We start from the raw sequence: 16,233 nt of genomic DNA, 5'->3' as shown, positions 1-16,233 counted from the left end.
GACGGACCGGGTCGGGCGCTCAGGACGCCTTCTGCTCCGGCCCGTCCGCGGCCTTGTCGCGCTCGGCCTGCTCGGCCGCGGCCTGCTTGGCCCGCTCCTTGTCGAGCTCCTTGGCCTTGCTGGCGTAGAGGTCGACGTACTCCTGCCCGGACAGGCGCATGATCTCGTACATGATCTCGTCGGTGATCGACCGCAGGATGTAGCGGTCGTTCTCCATCCCGGCGTAGCGGGAGAAGTCGAGCGGCGTGCCGAAGCGCACGACGGGGCGCGTCCAGGTGCCGTAGACCTTGCCGGTCGGGGCGACGACATCGGTGCCGACCACGGCGCACGGGACCACTGGGGCGCCGGTCTCGAGGGCCAGCCGGGCGACGCCGGTCTTGCCGCGGTAGAGCTTGCCGTCGTGGGAGCGGGTGCCCTCGGGGTAGATCCCGAACAGGTCGCCCTGGGCCAGGATCTTCATCGCCGACTTCATCGCCCCCTCGGCGGCGTTGGCGCCCGAGCGGTCGATCGGGACCTGGCCCGCCCCGGTGAAGAACTTCTTCTGGAACCAGCCCTTGATGCCCGGCGAGGTGAAGTACTCCGCCTTCGCCACGAAGGTGACCCGCCGGTTGAGCGTGAGCGGCATGAACAGCCAGTCGGCGTAGGACAGGTGGTTGCTCGCGAGGATCGCGGGACCCACGTCGGGGACGTGCTCCACGCCGTAGGCCTTGGGCCGGAACACGAGTCGCAGCACCGGCCCGAGGGCGATCCACTTCAGGAACCAATAGAGCACGGGCCGAGCCTAGTCCCGTGCCGCGGTGACCCGCTCGATGAACTCCGCGGACTCGGCGAAGATCCGCGTGGCGTCGTGGTCGAGGGTCGCGACGTGGTAGCTGTTCTGCAGCACCCGCTCCTCGAAGTCCTTGGAGGAGAGCCGCGCGTTGAGCGCCCGCGAGCTCGAGATGTCGACGACGTGGTCCTCCGCGGAGCGGAAGAACAGCACCGGGATCGTCACCCTCGGCAGGTCGCGCCGCAGCTCGGCGTAGCCGGCGAACATCGAGGCGGCCGCCTTGAGCGGGGTGGTCGGGTAGCCGTGCTCGTCGGCGCCCGGCTTCTTGATGTCGTTGGCGATGCCCGGCATCCCCGGCACGACGCGCTTGAGGGCCGGCAGCAGCTTGACGTCCTTGCGGAGGGTGTCGACGGCAGCGTTGACGACCACGATGCCGGCGAGCTCGTCGCCCCGGTCCGCCGCCAGGCGCAGGCAGAGCGCCCCGCCCATCGACAGCCCGACCGCCACGACCGCGTCGTTCTCGGCTGCCAGCTTGTCGAACGCACCGTCCACGGTCGCCACCCAGTCGCCCCAGGTGACCTGGTTGCAGTCCTGCCACCGGGTGCCGTGGCCGGGCAGCAGCGGCATCTCGACGGCGTACCCGCGACCCGCGAGGTCCTGTGCCCAGGGACGCATCGAGGCGGGGTTGCCGGTGAACCCGTGCTGGACGAGGACGCCGATCCGGCGGCCACCGGTCCTCGCGGGGTCGGCCGCGGTGGACATCGGCGCGACGAGGGCGGGGTCGAGGGGAGCCGCCGGGGCACCGCGGAACGGGATCTTCACGGGCACAGTGTGCACCACACCGACACCGCCGCACCGCCGCCCGAGGGACGGTCGCGGCACCCGTCGAGAACCACGTGCCGGGTACCGTGGCGGGCGTGACGACGCCTGGCGACGAGAGCCGCACCGAGCTGGCGTGGCGCGAGATCGTGGAGCACTACGGCGAGCGCGCGGTGCTCCCCGACGACGAGGCGTACGACGCGCGCGCCGGCGCCGGCGAACCGACCCAGGACGTGCCGCCCGGAGCCACCGCCGACCCGTCGACCGGGCCGGCGACCGACACCGGCACGTCCCCGTCGGAGTCCGAGCCCTCGTCCGAGCCGCCCGCCGCTCCGGCGGGCCACGCGCCGACCGAGCCGCTGCCCGACCACCTCGTCGACGACGACGAGGTCGAGGTCCGCGAGCGGGCGATCGCCGCCTCCGAGCGGTTCACCCCGCCGCCCCCTCCGCCCCTGCCGCTCCCCCGCACGTGGCAGCGGGGGCTCGCCTGGGCCGGCATCGCCGTGGCTCCGGCCATGGCGCTGCTGATCGGGCTGCTGTCGCTCTACGTCCCCTCCGTCGTGGGGTGGCTCCTGGTCGCCTGGTTCGTCGGCGGGTTCCTCTACCTGGTCCTCGAGATGCCGCGCTCGCCCCGTGACCCCTGGGACGACGGCTCGCGCGTCTGAGACCGAGGGACCCAGTAGGGTCGCTCGGGTGGGGGCACGCGAGACCGTCGAGGTGACCGGACACCTGATGGACAGCGGCATCCTGTCCCGCGTCCTGGACGACATCCGCGACTACGGCTGCGACTACGTCATCGAGCAGTTCGACGTCGGCCACGAGGCCCACGACCCCTCCAGCGCGAGGATCACCGTCGAGGCCGAGGACGACACCTCCCTCCAGCGGCTGCTGATGCGGCTGCAGACCCGCGGCGTCAACCAGGTCGCCGTCGGTGACGCGCTCACCGCGGAGGCCGAGGTCCCGGGCGTGCTGCCCGACGGCTTCTACGCCACCACCAACCTCGAGACCCGTGTCCGCATCGGCGGCGCCTGGCACGAGGTCGAGAACCCCGCCATGGACTGCGGCCTGGTCGTCGACGAGGCACCGGCCGGCGACGTACGCGTGCGCACGGTGCCGATGTCGGACGTCGAGGCCGGGATGCGGTGCGTCGTCGGCGCGTCGGGGATCCGCGTGTCGGTCCCCCGGCCGGCGCCGGTCGACGACGGACTCCTCGCCGCGCGGGGCGGCTCCCCCACGGACCGCCCGCAGACGGTCGTCGTGCGCCAGGTGGCCGACGGCATGCGCCGGGCCCGGGAGGCCGGCAAGAGGCTGCTGTGGGTGGCCGGCCCGGGCGTGGTGCGGACCGGCGCCTCCCAGGCACTGGTCTCCCTCGTCCGCGCCGGCTTCGTCGACGCGCTGTTCGGCGGCAACGCCCTCGCCGCCCACGACGTCGAGTCCGCGCTCTACGGCACCGACCTCGGCGGCGAGGTGTCCGCGGCCGGCGTCGAGCACGGCCACGAGCACCGGGTGCGCGCGCTCAACACGGTCCGCAAGGCCGGCTCCATCGCCGCCGCCGTCGAGGCGGGCGTGCTGACGAGCGGGATCATGCACGCGCTCGTGACGGAGCGGAAGCGCTTCGTGCTCGTGGGCTCCGTCCGCGACGAGGGCCCGCTCCCCGACGTGCACACCGACGTGCTCGAGGGCCTGCGCGCCATGCGGGAGGAGATCCACGACGTGGGCTACTGCCTGATGCTCGCCACCCAGCACCACTCCGTGGCCACGGGCAACATCCTCCCGGCGACGGTCCCGCTGGTGTGCGTCGACCTCGACCCGGCCACCGTCACGAGGCTGGCCGACCGCGGCACCCACCGTGGTCGCGGCATCGTGGCCGACGTGGGGCTGTTCCTCGAGCAGCTCTCGCTGGAGCTCGTGCCGGACTACCGGCGCGCCTGACCCGCGGGGTCGGGACGACGACCCGGACGCGACACGAGCAGCGCCCCGCCGATCATCCCCGCCTGAGGCCCGAGCTGCGCGGCCACGAGCGGCGGGACCCTCCGGTGCGCGGCCCCCACCAGCGTGCGCTGCAGCGCCGCCCGCGCCGGGTCGAGCAGCCGGTCGCCCGCGGCGGACACCCCTCCCCCGATCACCACGACCTCCGGGTCCAGCGCGGCGACGAGGTTGGCGGTGCCGACGCCCAGCCAGTCCCCCACGGACGCGTAGGCGCGCCGCGCCACCAGGTCGCCCTCCTCGGCGGCGGCCGTGACCATCGGGCCGGTGATCCGGTCGTGGTCGGAGCCGCTCATCTCGGACAGCACGGACGGCTGCTCGCGCATCAGCATCCGGGCCTCACGGACGAGCGCGTTGCCCGACGAGTACTGCTCCCAGCACCCACGCCGCCCGCACTCGCACGCCTGCCCGTCGGGGACGACCTGCATGTGCCCGAACTCCCCGGCCATGCCGTTGGCGCCACGCAGCACGTGGCCGTCCACCAGCACCGCGCCCCCGATGCCGGTGCCCATCGTGATCATGAGTGCCGAGGTCGCACCCCGGGCCGCCCCGTGGCGGGACTCGGCCCGCGCCGCGCAGTTGGCGTCGTTGTCGAGCCGCACCTCGCACCCGAGCCGGTCCTCGAGCAGCTCGCGGAGGGGCTGGCCCTGCCACGGCAGGTGCGGGGCGAACATCACGCGCTCGCCGCCCGAGTCGACGAAGCCGGCCGCCGCCACCCCGACACCGGCCAGCGGCCGACCGGCCGTCGCCTCCACGATCGCCTCGACCAGGGCGTCCTCGACCCGCTGGGTCACGACCCGGCGCCCGGGCGTCGTACGCCGTGCCGTGCCCGAGACCCGGCCGTCGTCGCCCACGACCCCGGCGAGGACCTTGGTGCCGCCGATGTCGACGCCGACCACGACACCCGGCCCGACACCCGGCCCGTCAGAGGCCACCGGTCACGCGTCCTCGGGCCACGCGTCGTCGTGGTCGGCGTGCTCGTCACTGGTGGCGTGCTCGTCACCGAAGGCGTCGTCCTGCGCCGGTGGACGGGTGGACAGCAGGGAGGCCGCCGCCTGGGCCAGCGACGTCAGCGCGCTCGACAGGTGCGTGACCACCTCGGGGTCCAGCTGTCGTACGGCGTGGATCGTGCGGCAGACCGGGCACACGGTGCACTCGGCGGAGCCGGTGGCGAGGTGCTCGTCGAGGTCGTGCACGGTGGCCGCCGCCTGCGCGGCCATGTCGGACAGCCCGTCCCCCGCATCCTCGACCTGCTCGCGCGCCCACCCGGAGAGGGCGCCGAACAGCTTCGCGGCCTCCTCGCCCAGGGAGCCGACGGGGTCTGTGCCGGCGGCGTCGCTCATGAGGTCTCCTGACGGGTCGCGGGCTGGGCGTTCAGGAGGCGACGATACGACGCGACGGACACGACCAGCTCGTCGCCCGCGGCGGTGGACGGCAGGATCCGCACGCCGGACCCGGTCGTCAGAGCTGCTCGACGCGCTTCTTGAGGCCCTTCAGCGCCGTGTCGATGAGGATCTTCTCGCCCTTGCGCTTGAGCATCCCGATGAGGGGGATGGTGACGTCGAGCGCGAGCCGGTAGGTGACCTCGGTGCTGCCGTCGCCGCGGTCCACCAACGTGTAGGCGCCGTCGAGGGCCTTGAGCATGTTGCCCTCGACCAGGGTCCAGGTGACCTCCCGGTCGCCGTCCCAGTCGTAGGCGAGGGTGTACTGGTCCTTGATCGGGGAGACGTCGAGCGCGAAGTAGACCTGCTCGGCCCGGCCGTCGGCGCCCGGTGCGGTGACCTCCGCGGTCTGCACGCCCTTGGCCCACTCGGGGTAGGACTCGAAGTCGGCGATGACGGCCATGATGTCGGCCGGAGCGGCGTCGATGGTGATCGACGAGGAGGTCTGTTCGGCCATGGCCGGGAGCCTAGCCGACAGCCGGCGCCCGCCCGGGCCACGGCTGCGCCACCGCCCGGGCGGGGACGGGCGTGCGGGACGGGCGTGCGGCGCCGCCCGCGCCGGGCGATAGCCTGCGCTTCGCAGTCGATCGCCGATCCAGGAGGTTCCCCGGTGCGTGAGTTCACCACGCCGCTCTCCGTTGCCGTCCCCACCACGGGCAACCTCACCGACGACGTCGTGGCCAACGCCCGCGAGGCAGCGTCCACCGCGGTGTTCAGCCGCCCGTCGGACGACGGCTGGGTCGACGTCACGGCCGCCGAGTTCCACGACGAGGTCCGCTCCGTCGCGAAGGGCCTCGTCGCCGCGGGCGTCGGGGCGGGCGACCGGGTCGCCCTGCTGTCCAAGACCCGCTACGAGTGGACGCTGCTCGACTACGCCATCTGGTTCGCCGGCGCCGTCACCGTGCCGATCTACGAGACGTCCTCGGCCGAGCAGATCGGCTGGATCCTCCAGGACTCGGGTGCGCGCGCGGTCGTCGCCGAGGGCCCCGACCACCTCGCGCGGGTGCGCGAGGCCCGGCAGTCGGCCGACCTCGTGGAGCTCCAGCACGTCTGGTCGCTGCAGGACAACGCCGTCGACGTGCTCGGCCGCCTCGGCTCCGACATCTCCGACGACCTGCTCGAGCAGCGGCGCACCACCGCCACCCCGCACGACCTGGCCACGCTCATCTACACCAGCGGCACCACCGGCAAGCCCAAGGGCTGCATGCTGACCCACGGCAACTTCATGTTCGAGCTCGGCGTCGCCGTCGACGAGCTCCCTGAGCTGTTCGAGGGCGACGAGGCCTCGACGCTCCTCTTCCTGCCGCTGGCACACGTCTTCGCCCGCATCATCCAGGTCGGCTGCGTGAAGAGCCGCGCCCGGATGGGGCACAGCGCCGACATCAAGAACCTCGTCGCCGACCTGCAGGGATTCAGGCCGACGTTCATCCTCGCCGTGCCCCGGGTCTTCGAGAAGGTCTTCAACACCGCCTCGCAGCGCGCGACGGCCGACGGCCGCGGCAAGATCTTCGACCGCGCCGCCGACACCGCCATCGCGTACTCCCGTTCCCTCGACGGCAAGCGGGTCCCGCTGCGGCTGCGCGCCCGGCACGCCCTCTTCGACCGGCTCGTCTACGGCAAGCTGCGCCAGGCGCTCGGCGGCAGCTGCGCGTACGCCGTCTCCGGCGGCGCGCCGCTGGGCGACCGGCTCGGCCACTTCTACCGCGGCATCGGCCTGTCCGTGCTCGAGGGCTACGGCCTGACCGAGACCACGGCCGCGCTGACCGTCAACCTCCCCGACGCGCAGAAGGTGGGCACCGTGGGTCGCCCCCTGCCCGGCACGAGCGTCCGCGTGGGCGACGACGGCGAGCTGCTGTTCAAGGGCGGCCAGGTCTTCGCCGGCTACTGGGGCGACGAGGCCGCCACCGCCGAGGCCGTCGACCGCGACGGCTGGTTCCACACCGGCGACGTCGGCGAGGTCGACGACGAGGGCTTCGTGCGCATCACCGGGCGCAAGAAGGAGATCCTGGTGACCGCCGGCGGCAAGAACGTCGCCCCGGCCGTGCTCGAGGACCGCCTGCGCGCCCACGCCCTGGTCGACCAGTGCCTCGTCGTCGGGGACGGCCAGCCGTTCATCGGCGCGCTGGTGACCATCGACCGCGAGACGTTCCCCGGCTGGGCCGAGCAGCACGGCAAGTCCGGCGACCTCGCCGGCATGCTCCACGACCCCGACCTGGTCGCGGCCGTGCAGGACGCGGTGGACGACGCCAACAAGGCGGTCTCCCAGGCCGAGTCCATCCGCAAGTTCACGATCCTCCCCGGTGAGTGGACCGAGGAGGGCGGCCAGCTGACGCCCAGCCTCAAGCTCAAGCGCAACGTCGTCGTGCGTGAGGCACGCGCCGAGATCGAGGCCCTCTACCTCGGGTGACCCGGTCCGGACTACCTCCGCGTAGTCACTTCGGACTACCCCGGCACCACCTTCGGGTGGTTTGTGAGGTTTAGCCCCACCCGCCGTTCAGGGCGCCCATATGTTCGGTCCGCTGGGGATCATCCGGGACCCCCGCCGAGCTGCGAGAGGGGTGCATCCACGTGCGCGAACGCGTCCTCGAGCCGCGACCGCGTCGGGCCTGCCACTCCTCAGCGACGCCGTCACGAGCGACCCCCGTCTCCTGACGTCACCGGACACCCACACCCGAAGGAAGGCCCCTATGGCACGCCGATCTGTTCTCCTCACGGTCGCGCTCATCATCGCCCTGGTCGGCACCGCGCTGATCGTGCTCTACGTCCAGGGCATCGACAAGCGCGCCTCCGCGGGCCAGGAGCTGGTCGAGGTGCTGGCCGCCACGGACACCATCGAGCCCGGTGAGTCCGTGTCCGCCGCCATGGAGGCTGGCAAGTTCGCGAAGCGTCAGGTGCGTCGCGACGACATGGTCGACGGTGCGCTGTCCTCGACCGGCTCGATCTCCGACCTGGTCTCGCTCGGCACGATCTTCGCCGGCGAGCAGGTCATCGCCCCCAAGTTCGGCACCCTGAGCGACACCGAGGGGCTCATCATCCCCGACGACAAGCTCGCGATCTCCGTCGAGCTCAGCGACCCGGCCCGGGTGGCGGGCTTCGTGAACCCGGGCTCCGACATCGCGATCTTCTTCTCCGCCGACCCCATCCGCAAGCTGCCCGACGGCACCGAGGAGACGCTCCCGGCCTACACCCGCCTGCTGCTGCCCAAGGTGCAGGTCATCGGCGTCGGCACCTCGAGCATCTCGTCCAAGACGACCACGACGGACGAGGGTGAGCAGATCGTGGAGGAGGTCCCGCGGGCCATCCTGACCGTCGCGGTCGACCAGACGCAGGCCGAGAAGATCATCTACGCCGCCCGCAACGCCGAGATCTCCTTCGCGCTGCTCTCCGACGACTCCAAGGTCGACGACGGCCCGGGCGTCACCGCCAGCGACCTGATGCCCGAGATCCTGCGGACCGCGTCATGACCGCGATCGTCGAGTCCGACCGGGCGCACCTCGCCCTGCTCCAGGCGATGCTGCACGGCTCCCACGCCTTCAGCTCCATGGAGGAGCTCGGCGATCACATCCAGGCCACACCTGCCGAGTTCGCGGTCGTCATCGGACCCTCCATCACCTCCGAGGACGCCTCGACGCTCGCGCAGTGGGCCCGGGTCAACCGACCGAACCTCGGCGTGATCCTGCTGCGCCACGAGGTGGACAGCAACGCCCTCTCGCTCGCCCTGCGCGCCGGGATGCGCGAGGTGGTCGCCGCCAAGGACCTCGCCGGCATCACCACCGCCGTGCAGCGGGCCCGCAACGTGGCCTCCGCGATCGTGCAGACCTTCGAGGACGAGGTGCAGGCCGCCGCCCAGAGCGCCCTGCAGTCCGCGCAGGCGGCGGCCGCGGCCGCCACCGAGGCGGAGAACAACCCCCGCGCCAAGGTCCTCACGGTCTTCGCCACCAAGGGCGGCGTCGGCAAGAGCCTCGTCGCCACCAACACGGCCGCCGCGCTCGCCGACCTCGGCCACAACGTGTGCCTCGTCGACCTCGACGTCAACAACGGCGACGTCGCGATCATGCTGCAGTCGACCCCGCACCGGACCGTGGCCGACCTGGTCGCCTTCAACGGCGACATCGACAAGTCGGCCGCCGAGACGCTGCTCACGCCGCACTCCCCCGGGCTCTCGATCGTGGCCGCACCGGTCCACCTCGACTCGCCGGACAAGGCCACGGCCGAGGACGTCGGCAAGCTGCTCGACACCCTGCAGCTGATGTTCGACTTCGTCGTGGTCGACACCTCGGGGTCCTTCGACGACTTCGCCCTCACCGCGCTCGACCACTCCGCCACCATCGTGCTCGTCGCGACGCTGGACATCCCCTCGCTCAAGGGCCTCAAGCTCGCGACCGGCACGCTGGACCTGCTCAACTTCCCACGCGAGACGTGGAAGTTCGTGCTCAACCGGGCCGACGCCAAGGTCGGCCTGTCGGTCGACGAGTTCGAGTCGACGGTGGGCCTCAAGGCCGACCACTCGCTGGAGTCGGCCCGCGAGGTCCTCGCCTGCGTCAACAGGGGCGAGGCCATCGTCCGTGCCCACCCCGGGCACGCCAACAGCAAGGCCTTCAAGGCCCTCGCCGCCTCGCTGGCGGCGGCTCTCTCGCCCAAGGTCCCCTCGCAGGGGACGCCCGAAGGCCGGAAGTCCTCCGGCCGCCTCCGACTGAGGAAGGCCTGACGTGAGTCTCACCGATCGGCTGGCCGCGGCTCGCTCCCGCACCGAGGCCCCCGCCCCCAGCACCGCCAACGGAGCCGCGCCGGCGCCGGACGGCAACGTCCCGGCCACGACCGTGGCGGGCGCCCGCAAGAAGGTCAGTGCGGTCGACCCGTTCATCGACGTCAAGCGGGTCGTGCACGCCCAGCTCGTCGAGGCCCTCGGCCCGAAGCTCTACGACGCCCACATGACCCAGGGCGACCTGGAGCAGCAGGTGCGGATCGCCCTGGCCCGCGCCATCGACGACAACGACCGTCCGATGTCCTCGGCGGACCGCACCCGGATCTCGCAGGAGATCGCCGACGACATCCTGGGCTACGGGCCCATCGAGCCGCTCCTGCGTGACTCCACCCTGTCCGAGGTCATGGTCAACGCCTACGACTCGATCTACGTCGAGCGCAGCGGCAAGCTCGTCAAGGTGGACACCGCGTTCACCGACGAGGCCCACCTGCGGCGCACGATCGACAAGATCGTCAGCAAGATCGGCCGCCGCGTCGACGAGACCAGCCCGATGGTCGACGCGCGACTGCCCGACGGCAGCCGTGTCAACGCGATCATCCCCCCGCTCGCGCTCGACGGCTCCAAGCTCACCATCCGCAAGTTCTCCGAGGACCCGTTCACGGTCGAGGACCTCATCCGGTTCGGCAGCCTGAGCCGTGCCTCGGCGGGCCTGCTCGAGGCCTGCGTCCGCGGTCGCCTCAACATCCTCGTCTCCGGAGGAACGGGTGCCGGCAAGACGACGACGCTCAACGTGCTGTCCTCCTTCATCCCCGAGGACGAGCGCATCGTCACCATCGAGGACGCCGCCGAGCTCCGGCTCGGTCAGGACCACGTGCTGCGGCTCGAGTCGCGCCCGCCCAACATCGAGGGCAAGGGCGCGATCCTGATCCGCGACCTGGTCAAGAACTCCCTCCGCATGCGTCCCGACCGCATCGTCGTCGGTGAGATCCGTGACGCCGCGGCGCTCGACATGCTCCAGGCGATGAACACCGGTCACGACGGGTCGATCTCGACGCTGCACGCCAACACGCCGCGCGACGCCCTCGCCCGGCTCGAGACCATGGTGCTCATGGCCGGCATGGACCTGCCGGTCCGCGCCATCCGCGAGCAGGTGTCCAGCGCCGTCGACCTGATCATCCAGCAGACCCGTCTCAAGGACGGCACGCGTCGCATCACCGCCATCACCGAGATCGTGGGCATGGAGGGCGACATCATCACCACCCAGGACGTGTTCCTGTTCGACTACGCCGCCGGCGTCGACGACCAGGGCAAGTTCAAGGGCCACCTGATCTCCACCGGGCTGCGCCCCCGCTTCCTCGAGCGGCTCCAGGACCACGGCGTCCGGGTCGACCCGGCCATCTTCATGACCGCGAGGGGCGCATGAGCACCACGCTGCGCCGCGTCCTGGCCACCACGGCCGCGGGTGCGTTCGTCGCACTGGCGGTCGCGGCGCCGGCCCACGCCACCAACGAGATCAACATCGACCACGTCCAGTCGAAGTCCGGCTCCGTGTCGATGCTCCTGTCCGCCGACGGCCTGCCCGAGGGCAGCGTCGTGGACGACGAGACGCTCTCGGTCACCGTCGACGGCAACCCCGTGCAGGCGACCGTCGAGACGGCGGCCTCCGGCGACATCGTGCGGTCCACGGTGCTCGTCGTCGACACCAGCTCGAGCATGAGCAAGGGCAGCAAGTACGACGCCGCCGTCGCGGCCGTGCAGGCCTACCTCGAGTCCACGCCGCCCGAGATCGCCGTCGGCCTCGTCACGTTCGCCGGCAAGGTCAAGGACCAGATCCCGCCGTCCACCGACCGGGACGCCATCCTCCAGGCCGTCGAGGACGCCGAGCTCACCCGCGGCACCAGCGTCTACGACGCCATCGACGCGGCGCGGGAGCTCCTCGGCACCGAGGGTGCCCGCTCGCTCATGGTCCTCTCCGACGGAGCCGACACCAGCAGCTCGACGACGCTCGACGTCGCCGGCGGTGGCGCCGTCGACGCCGGCGTCGTGGTCGACGTCGTGGCGCTGCAGACCGAGGGCCAGGGCGACTCCAAGCAGCTCAGTTCGCTCGCGGACAGCACCGGTGGTCGCGTCATCCCGGCCGACCCCGAGGCGCTCAGCTCCGTGCTGGCCGAGCAGGGCGACATCCTCGCCCACCAGCTCGTGGTAAGCTTCGACGTCCCCGAGGGCGTCGAGGACGAGGCGTCCGTGGACGTGTCGGTGACCTCCGGCGAGCAGACGTACTCCGACTCCGCCTTCGTCGCGCTGGGCGCCTTCGGCTTCGACACTCCGGACGTCGTCAAGACCGGCAAGGCGCTGGTCAGCACGCCTGTCATGCTGCTCGGCGCCGTCGCCGTGTTCCTCGGCCTGGGCGGGCTCCTGACCGTCTCGCTGACCGGGCCGCGTGGCCCCTCGACCGCAGAGGCGCGCCTCGACGCGTACTTCGCCGGCACGGACACGACGGCACGCAGCAAGCGCAAGAAGAAGACGCGCACCGAGGCCGCGTCGCTGCGGCAGTCCGCGCTCGCGGTCACGGACAAGGTCGTCAACGCCGACCTCGAGACCCGGATCGCCCGGCGCCTCACCGGGGCCGGCTCGGCGCTGACCGCGTCCGAGTGGCTGCTCCTGCACTCCGGCATCGCCGTGGCGGGTGCGGTCGTGGGCTTCCTCATGGGCGGCGGCGTCCTCGGCGTGCTCGGCCTGGTGATGGGCACGGTCGTGCCCTGGATGTACCTCAAGTGGCGCCACGGTCGTCGCCTCAACGCGTTCAACGGCCAGCTGGCGCAGACCCTCGGCCTCATGGCGGGCGGCCTCCAGGCCGGCCTGTCGCTCCCGCAGGCGGTGGACACCGTCGTGCGCGAGGGCCACGAGCCGATGGCCGGCGAGCTGCGCCGTGCCCTCATCGAGCAGCGCCTCGGCGTCGACATCACCGACGCCCTCGACAGCGTCGGGGCGCGGATGGACAGCGAGGACTTCGGGTGGGTCGTCATGGCCATCCGCATCCAGCGCGAGGTCGGCGGCAACCTGGCCGAGATCCTGCACACGGTGTCCGAGACGCTACGCGAGCGGGAGTACCTGCGCCGCCAGGTGAAGGCGCTCAGCGCCGAGGGCCGGCTCTCCGGCTACATCCTCGTCGGCCTGCCGCCGCTGATCTTCCTCTACATGTTCTTCACGAACCGGGAGTATGTTTCGGTGCTCTACACCACGGGACTGGGGTACATCATGCTCGCAGCGGCCGTCACGCTGCTGACCGTCGGCTCCTGGGCCATGTCCAAGCTCGCGACAGTGAAGGTGTGACCCCATGTTCTTGATGATCGGTGCCGCACTCGTCTTCGTGGCCATCGCCCTGTCCCTGTCCATCATCGGCGTCGTCACGACCGAGCGTCGGGGCGTGGCACGGTCCGTGGCCGCCATCCAGGCCATGGACCGGGCTCCCGACATCGTCAAGCAGGAGCTCGAGCGCCCGTTCGCCGAGCGCGTCCTGGGTCCGCTGGGCGACCAGCTGGTCGGCACCGGGCGCAAGCTGGTGCGGGCCGACACGGCCAAGAAGCTGCACTACCGCCTCAACGTCGCCGGCAACCCCGAGGGCTGGGACGTCAACCGGCTCATCGGCCTCAAGGTGCTCGGCCTGTCCGTGCTCGGCGGGGTGGGCCTGCTCTACCTCATCGGCATGGACTGGCCCTTCTACCGCGTCCTCCTCGGCACCGCGGCCATCGCGGCCTTCGGCTACTGCCTGCCCAACCTCCTGCTCTACAACGCCGGTTCCAAGCGTGAGCTGCTGATGCGCAACGCGCTCCCGGACGCCATCGACCTGCTCACCGTCTCCGTCGAGGCCGGACTCGGCTTCGACGCCGCCGTCGAGCGCGTCGCCCGCAACACCACCGGACCGCTGTCCGAGGAGTTCGCGCGGCTGCTCCAGGAGATGCAGCTCGGTGTCGGCCGGGTCGACGCCATGCGCGCCATGGCCGAGCGCAGCTCGCTGGAGGACCTCAAGTCCTTCTGCCTCTCCATGGTGCAGGCCGACAGCCTCGGCATCCCGATCGGCCGGGTCCTGCGGATCCAGAGCCAGGAGATGCGGACCAAGCGGCGCCAGCGCGCGGAGGAGAAGGCCCAGCAGGTGCCTGTGCGGATGATGATCCCGCTGGTCCTCTTCATCCTGCCGTGCCTGTTCATCGTCATCCTCGGCCCGGCAGGGATCCAGATCGCAGACACGTTCAGCAAGACGTGATCCGTCGATGACACCTCCGGCGCTGGACTCGGGCGCGCCCCGGCCCGCACTGCAGTCGTGGCGGACCACGACGGCGGTGCGGGTCTTCGCGACGGCGCTCGCGACCGGCGCCGCCCTCCGGGCAGGCGTCCTCGTGGAGTCGGCACCGCTGATGGTGGTGCTGGCGCTCGTCGCCGCCGTGACGTCGACGCTGGAGTGGATGACCCGCAACCGGCCCGCGCACTGGCACGCGGTGGCGGAGGCCGTGGCGGTCACGACGTTGATCGTCGCCACCCAGTCCACCTCCGAGCTGGGCCCCTACCTCGCGGTCCCGCTGATCGCCGCGGGTGTGCGGCACGGCCTCGTCACCACGCTCAACGTGACGCTCGTGTCCGCGCTGACCGTCGGCGCGACCGTCGCGGCCGACCCCGCCGACGAGGGCCTGACCCGCATCGTCGAGGCACTCCCCTGGCTGCTGGTCGGCCTGGGCGTCGGCCTGCTCGCCAGCTGGCAGTCGCGCTCGACGCGCACCCTGGTGGCCCGCCAGGCGCCGTACGCCGCCGCGCACCAGCTCATGGAGCGCGTCCACGAGCTGGCCAGCTCGGGCAACCTGGGCCTCGACACGGCCTCCCTCGCCATCGACCTCGACACGGCCATGCGGGAGGTCACCGGGTGCGCCCGGTCCACCGTCTTCGTCGTCGACCCGGACGAGACGATCCGCGCACTCAACGGCGGTGACGACGTCGAGCGCCTGGCCCGCGAGATCGAGCTCCCCCGGGCCGAGTGGACGCCCGGCGCCGCGGTCGTGCCGCTGCGCGGCGCCCAGCAGACGCTCGGCTACTGCGTCCTCGTCGGGGTCCCGCGCTGGACCCACGAGCTGGACGAGCGTGCGCTGGAGGTGGCCGACGAGTTCGCGGTCCGCCTCGACACCGCGGTCCTCTTCGACGACGTACGCGCCTTCGCGGCTTCGCAGGAGCGCAACCGGATCGCGCGCGAGATGCACGACGGCGTCGCGCAGGAGATCGTCGGCCTCGGCTACATCGTGGACGAGATCGAGTCCATCAGCGACCACGAGCAGACGCGCGAGCTCGCGGCGGCGCTGCGCACCGAGATCACCCGGCTCGTGTCGGAGATCCGGTTCTCCATCTTCGACCTGCGCCACGAGGTGACGGACGGCCGGCTGGCCGCCTCCCTCGCCGACTACGCCCGCGGGGTCAGCGACGCCGCCGGCCTGCGGGTCCACCTGTCGCTGGCGGAGTCGGGCCCCCCGCTCCCCCCGCGGGCCGCGACCGAGGTCCTGCGCGTGGCGCAGGAGGCCATCGGCAACGTGCGCAAGCACGCCCGTGCAGGCAACCTGTGGGTCAGCCTCGACTCCGACGGTTCGGCGCTGCGCCTCGAGGTCGCCGACGACGGCGTCGGCAACGCCGGACCGCGCGAGCACCACTGGGGCCTGCAAGGCATGCGCGAGCGCGCCGACAGTGTCGGTGCCGCGCTCGACGTCACCCCTCGACCTGGCGGCGGAACCGTCGTCACCCTGCGGTCCCCCGCGACCGCACCTCGTGAAGGAGAAACTGCCCATGGGCATCACCGTGCTACTGGTTGACGACCACGAGCTGATCCGTCAGGGCCTCGCCCGCGCCTTCGAGCGCGACGAGGAGATGAGCGTGATCGGCCAGGCCGGGAGCGTCTCCGAGGGCGTCTCGGTCTGGCGTGACCTGCAGCCGGACGTCGTGGTCACCGACCTGCAGATGCCCGACGGTCACGGCCTCGACGTCGTACGGGCCATCCGGGAGACGGACACGACCACCGGTGTGGTCGTGCTGACCATGCACGCGGGCGACGACCAGATCTTCGCCGCCATGGAGGCCGGGGCATCGGCGTTCGTCGGCAAGGACAGCAAGGCCTCGGAGGTCGTGAGTGCCGCCAAGCACGCCGCTGTCGCGCCGCGCACCTTTCTCTGCGCCGGCCTCAGCGCCGCGATGGTGCGTCGCACCACCGGCCCGTCCACGCCGCGGCTGTCCGGACGCGAGGAGGAGGTCCTGACGCTCCTCGCCGACGGCCTGGGCACCAGCGAGATCGCCGGCCGGCTCTACCTCAGCGAGTCGACCGCCAAGACCCACATCACGCACATCTACCAGAAGCTCGGGGCCGCGAACCGCGCCCAGGCGCTGGTCACCGCGATGCGCATGGGCCTGTTGGACCACCTCTCGCCCCAACGGTTCTGACGGGTGCCCTGACCGGCCCTCCCCGGTGGTCCGAGGAGACATCC

The 16,233-nt window shown here is 71.9% G+C and carries 15 protein-coding genes; 10 read left to right on the top strand and 5 right to left on the bottom strand.

Features of this window, described 5'->3' with window-relative positions:
• Positions 1–19: 19 nt before the first annotated feature.
• Positions 20–772 (bottom strand): lysophospholipid acyltransferase family protein, encoded by a 753-nt coding sequence (locus HN031_RS19020; RefSeq protein WP_172274052.1) that lies wholly within the window; start codon positions 770–772, stop codon positions 20–22.
• Positions 773–781: 9 nt separating this feature from the next.
• Positions 782–1,591, bottom strand: coding sequence for an alpha/beta hydrolase (locus HN031_RS19015; protein ID WP_367650823.1), 810 nt, complete (start codon positions 1,589–1,591; stop codon positions 782–784).
• A gap of 95 nt (positions 1,592–1,686) precedes the next feature.
• Here HN031_RS19015 and HN031_RS19010 point away from each other — a divergent pair, with 95 nt between their 5' ends.
• Together HN031_RS19010 and HN031_RS22075 are read left to right on the top strand one after the other, a co-directional pair.
• Entirely contained in the window at positions 1,687–2,253 is a 567-nt protein-coding gene (locus HN031_RS19010) for a hypothetical protein (RefSeq protein ID WP_172274049.1), read from the top strand.
• Between the two features lie 28 nt (positions 2,254–2,281).
• Positions 2,282–3,520 (top strand): TIGR00300 family protein, encoded by a 1,239-nt coding sequence (locus tag HN031_RS22075; RefSeq protein ID WP_172274046.1) that lies wholly within the window; start codon positions 2,282–2,284, stop codon positions 3,518–3,520.
• Here the strand turns inward: HN031_RS22075 and HN031_RS19000 are convergent.
• The 3 genes from HN031_RS19000 to HN031_RS18990 form a co-directional block, all read right to left on the bottom strand.
• Positions 3,505–4,509 carry an ROK family protein gene (locus HN031_RS19000; RefSeq protein ID WP_172274043.1) on the bottom strand — a complete coding sequence of 335 codons (1,005 nt, stop codon included), beginning with the start codon at positions 4,507–4,509 and terminating at the stop codon, positions 3,505–3,507. The two genes, HN031_RS22075 and HN031_RS19000, sit on opposite strands and share 16 nt — an antisense overlap.
• Before the next feature lie 3 nt (positions 4,510–4,512).
• Complete coding sequence (locus tag HN031_RS18995) at positions 4,513–4,917, bottom strand: hypothetical protein (protein ID WP_172274040.1); 405 nt, start codon at positions 4,915–4,917, stop codon at positions 4,513–4,515.
• A gap of 118 nt (positions 4,918–5,035) precedes the next feature.
• Positions 5,036–5,473, bottom strand: a complete 438-nt coding sequence (locus HN031_RS18990; protein WP_172274037.1) for an SRPBCC family protein — start codon at positions 5,471–5,473, stop codon at positions 5,036–5,038.
• A gap of 153 nt (positions 5,474–5,626) precedes the next feature.
• Between HN031_RS18990 and HN031_RS18985 the strand changes: the two genes are divergently transcribed.
• The 8 genes from HN031_RS18985 to HN031_RS18950 all read left to right on the top strand — a co-directional run bounded on the left by HN031_RS18985 (position 5,627) and on the right by HN031_RS18950 (position 16,189).
• Positions 5,627–7,423, top strand: coding sequence for an AMP-dependent synthetase/ligase (locus tag HN031_RS18985; protein ID WP_172274034.1), 1,797 nt, complete (start codon positions 5,627–5,629; stop codon positions 7,421–7,423).
• Between the two features lie 280 nt (positions 7,424–7,703).
• Positions 7,704–8,480: a Flp pilus assembly protein CpaB gene (locus tag HN031_RS18980; protein ID WP_172274031.1), complete on the top strand. Its 777-nt coding sequence runs from the start codon at positions 7,704–7,706 to the stop codon at positions 8,478–8,480.
• Positions 8,477–9,724 (top strand): AAA family ATPase, encoded by a 1,248-nt coding sequence (locus HN031_RS18975; RefSeq protein WP_172274028.1) that lies wholly within the window; start codon positions 8,477–8,479, stop codon positions 9,722–9,724. Before HN031_RS18980 ends, HN031_RS18975 begins: the two co-directional genes overlap by 4 nt.
• A gap of 1 nt (position 9,725) precedes the next feature.
• The gene (locus tag HN031_RS18970; RefSeq protein ID WP_172274025.1) at positions 9,726–11,144 is read left to right on the top strand and encodes a CpaF family protein; all 1,419 of its coding nucleotides are present in this window, start codon (positions 9,726–9,728) and stop codon (positions 11,142–11,144) included.
• Positions 11,141–13,054: a type II secretion system F family protein gene (locus HN031_RS18965; RefSeq protein ID WP_172274022.1), complete on the top strand. Its 1,914-nt coding sequence runs from the start codon at positions 11,141–11,143 to the stop codon at positions 13,052–13,054. Before HN031_RS18970 ends, HN031_RS18965 begins: the two co-directional genes overlap by 4 nt.
• A 4-nt stretch (positions 13,055–13,058) precedes the next feature.
• A complete protein-coding gene (locus HN031_RS18960) occupies positions 13,059–13,985 on the top strand; it encodes a type II secretion system F family protein (protein ID WP_172274019.1) in 927 nt (308 codons plus the stop codon).
• 7 nt (positions 13,986–13,992) lie between these two features.
• Positions 13,993–15,567: a sensor histidine kinase gene (locus tag HN031_RS18955; RefSeq protein ID WP_172274016.1), complete on the top strand. Its 1,575-nt coding sequence runs from the start codon at positions 13,993–13,995 to the stop codon at positions 15,565–15,567.
• Complete coding sequence (locus tag HN031_RS18950; RefSeq protein ID WP_172274013.1) at positions 15,542–16,189, top strand: response regulator transcription factor; 648 nt, start codon at positions 15,542–15,544, stop codon at positions 16,187–16,189. Before HN031_RS18955 ends, HN031_RS18950 begins: the two co-directional genes overlap by 26 nt.
• Positions 16,190–16,233 lie beyond the last annotated feature (44 nt).

The organism is Nocardioides sp. zg-1308, from assembly GCF_013155375.1.
Taxonomy (GTDB): Bacteria; Actinomycetota; Actinomycetes; order Propionibacteriales; family Nocardioidaceae; genus Nocardioides; species Nocardioides renjunii.
Note: the sequence above shows the minus strand (reverse complement) of the source record. Positions and strands in the feature narration are given on the sequence as shown.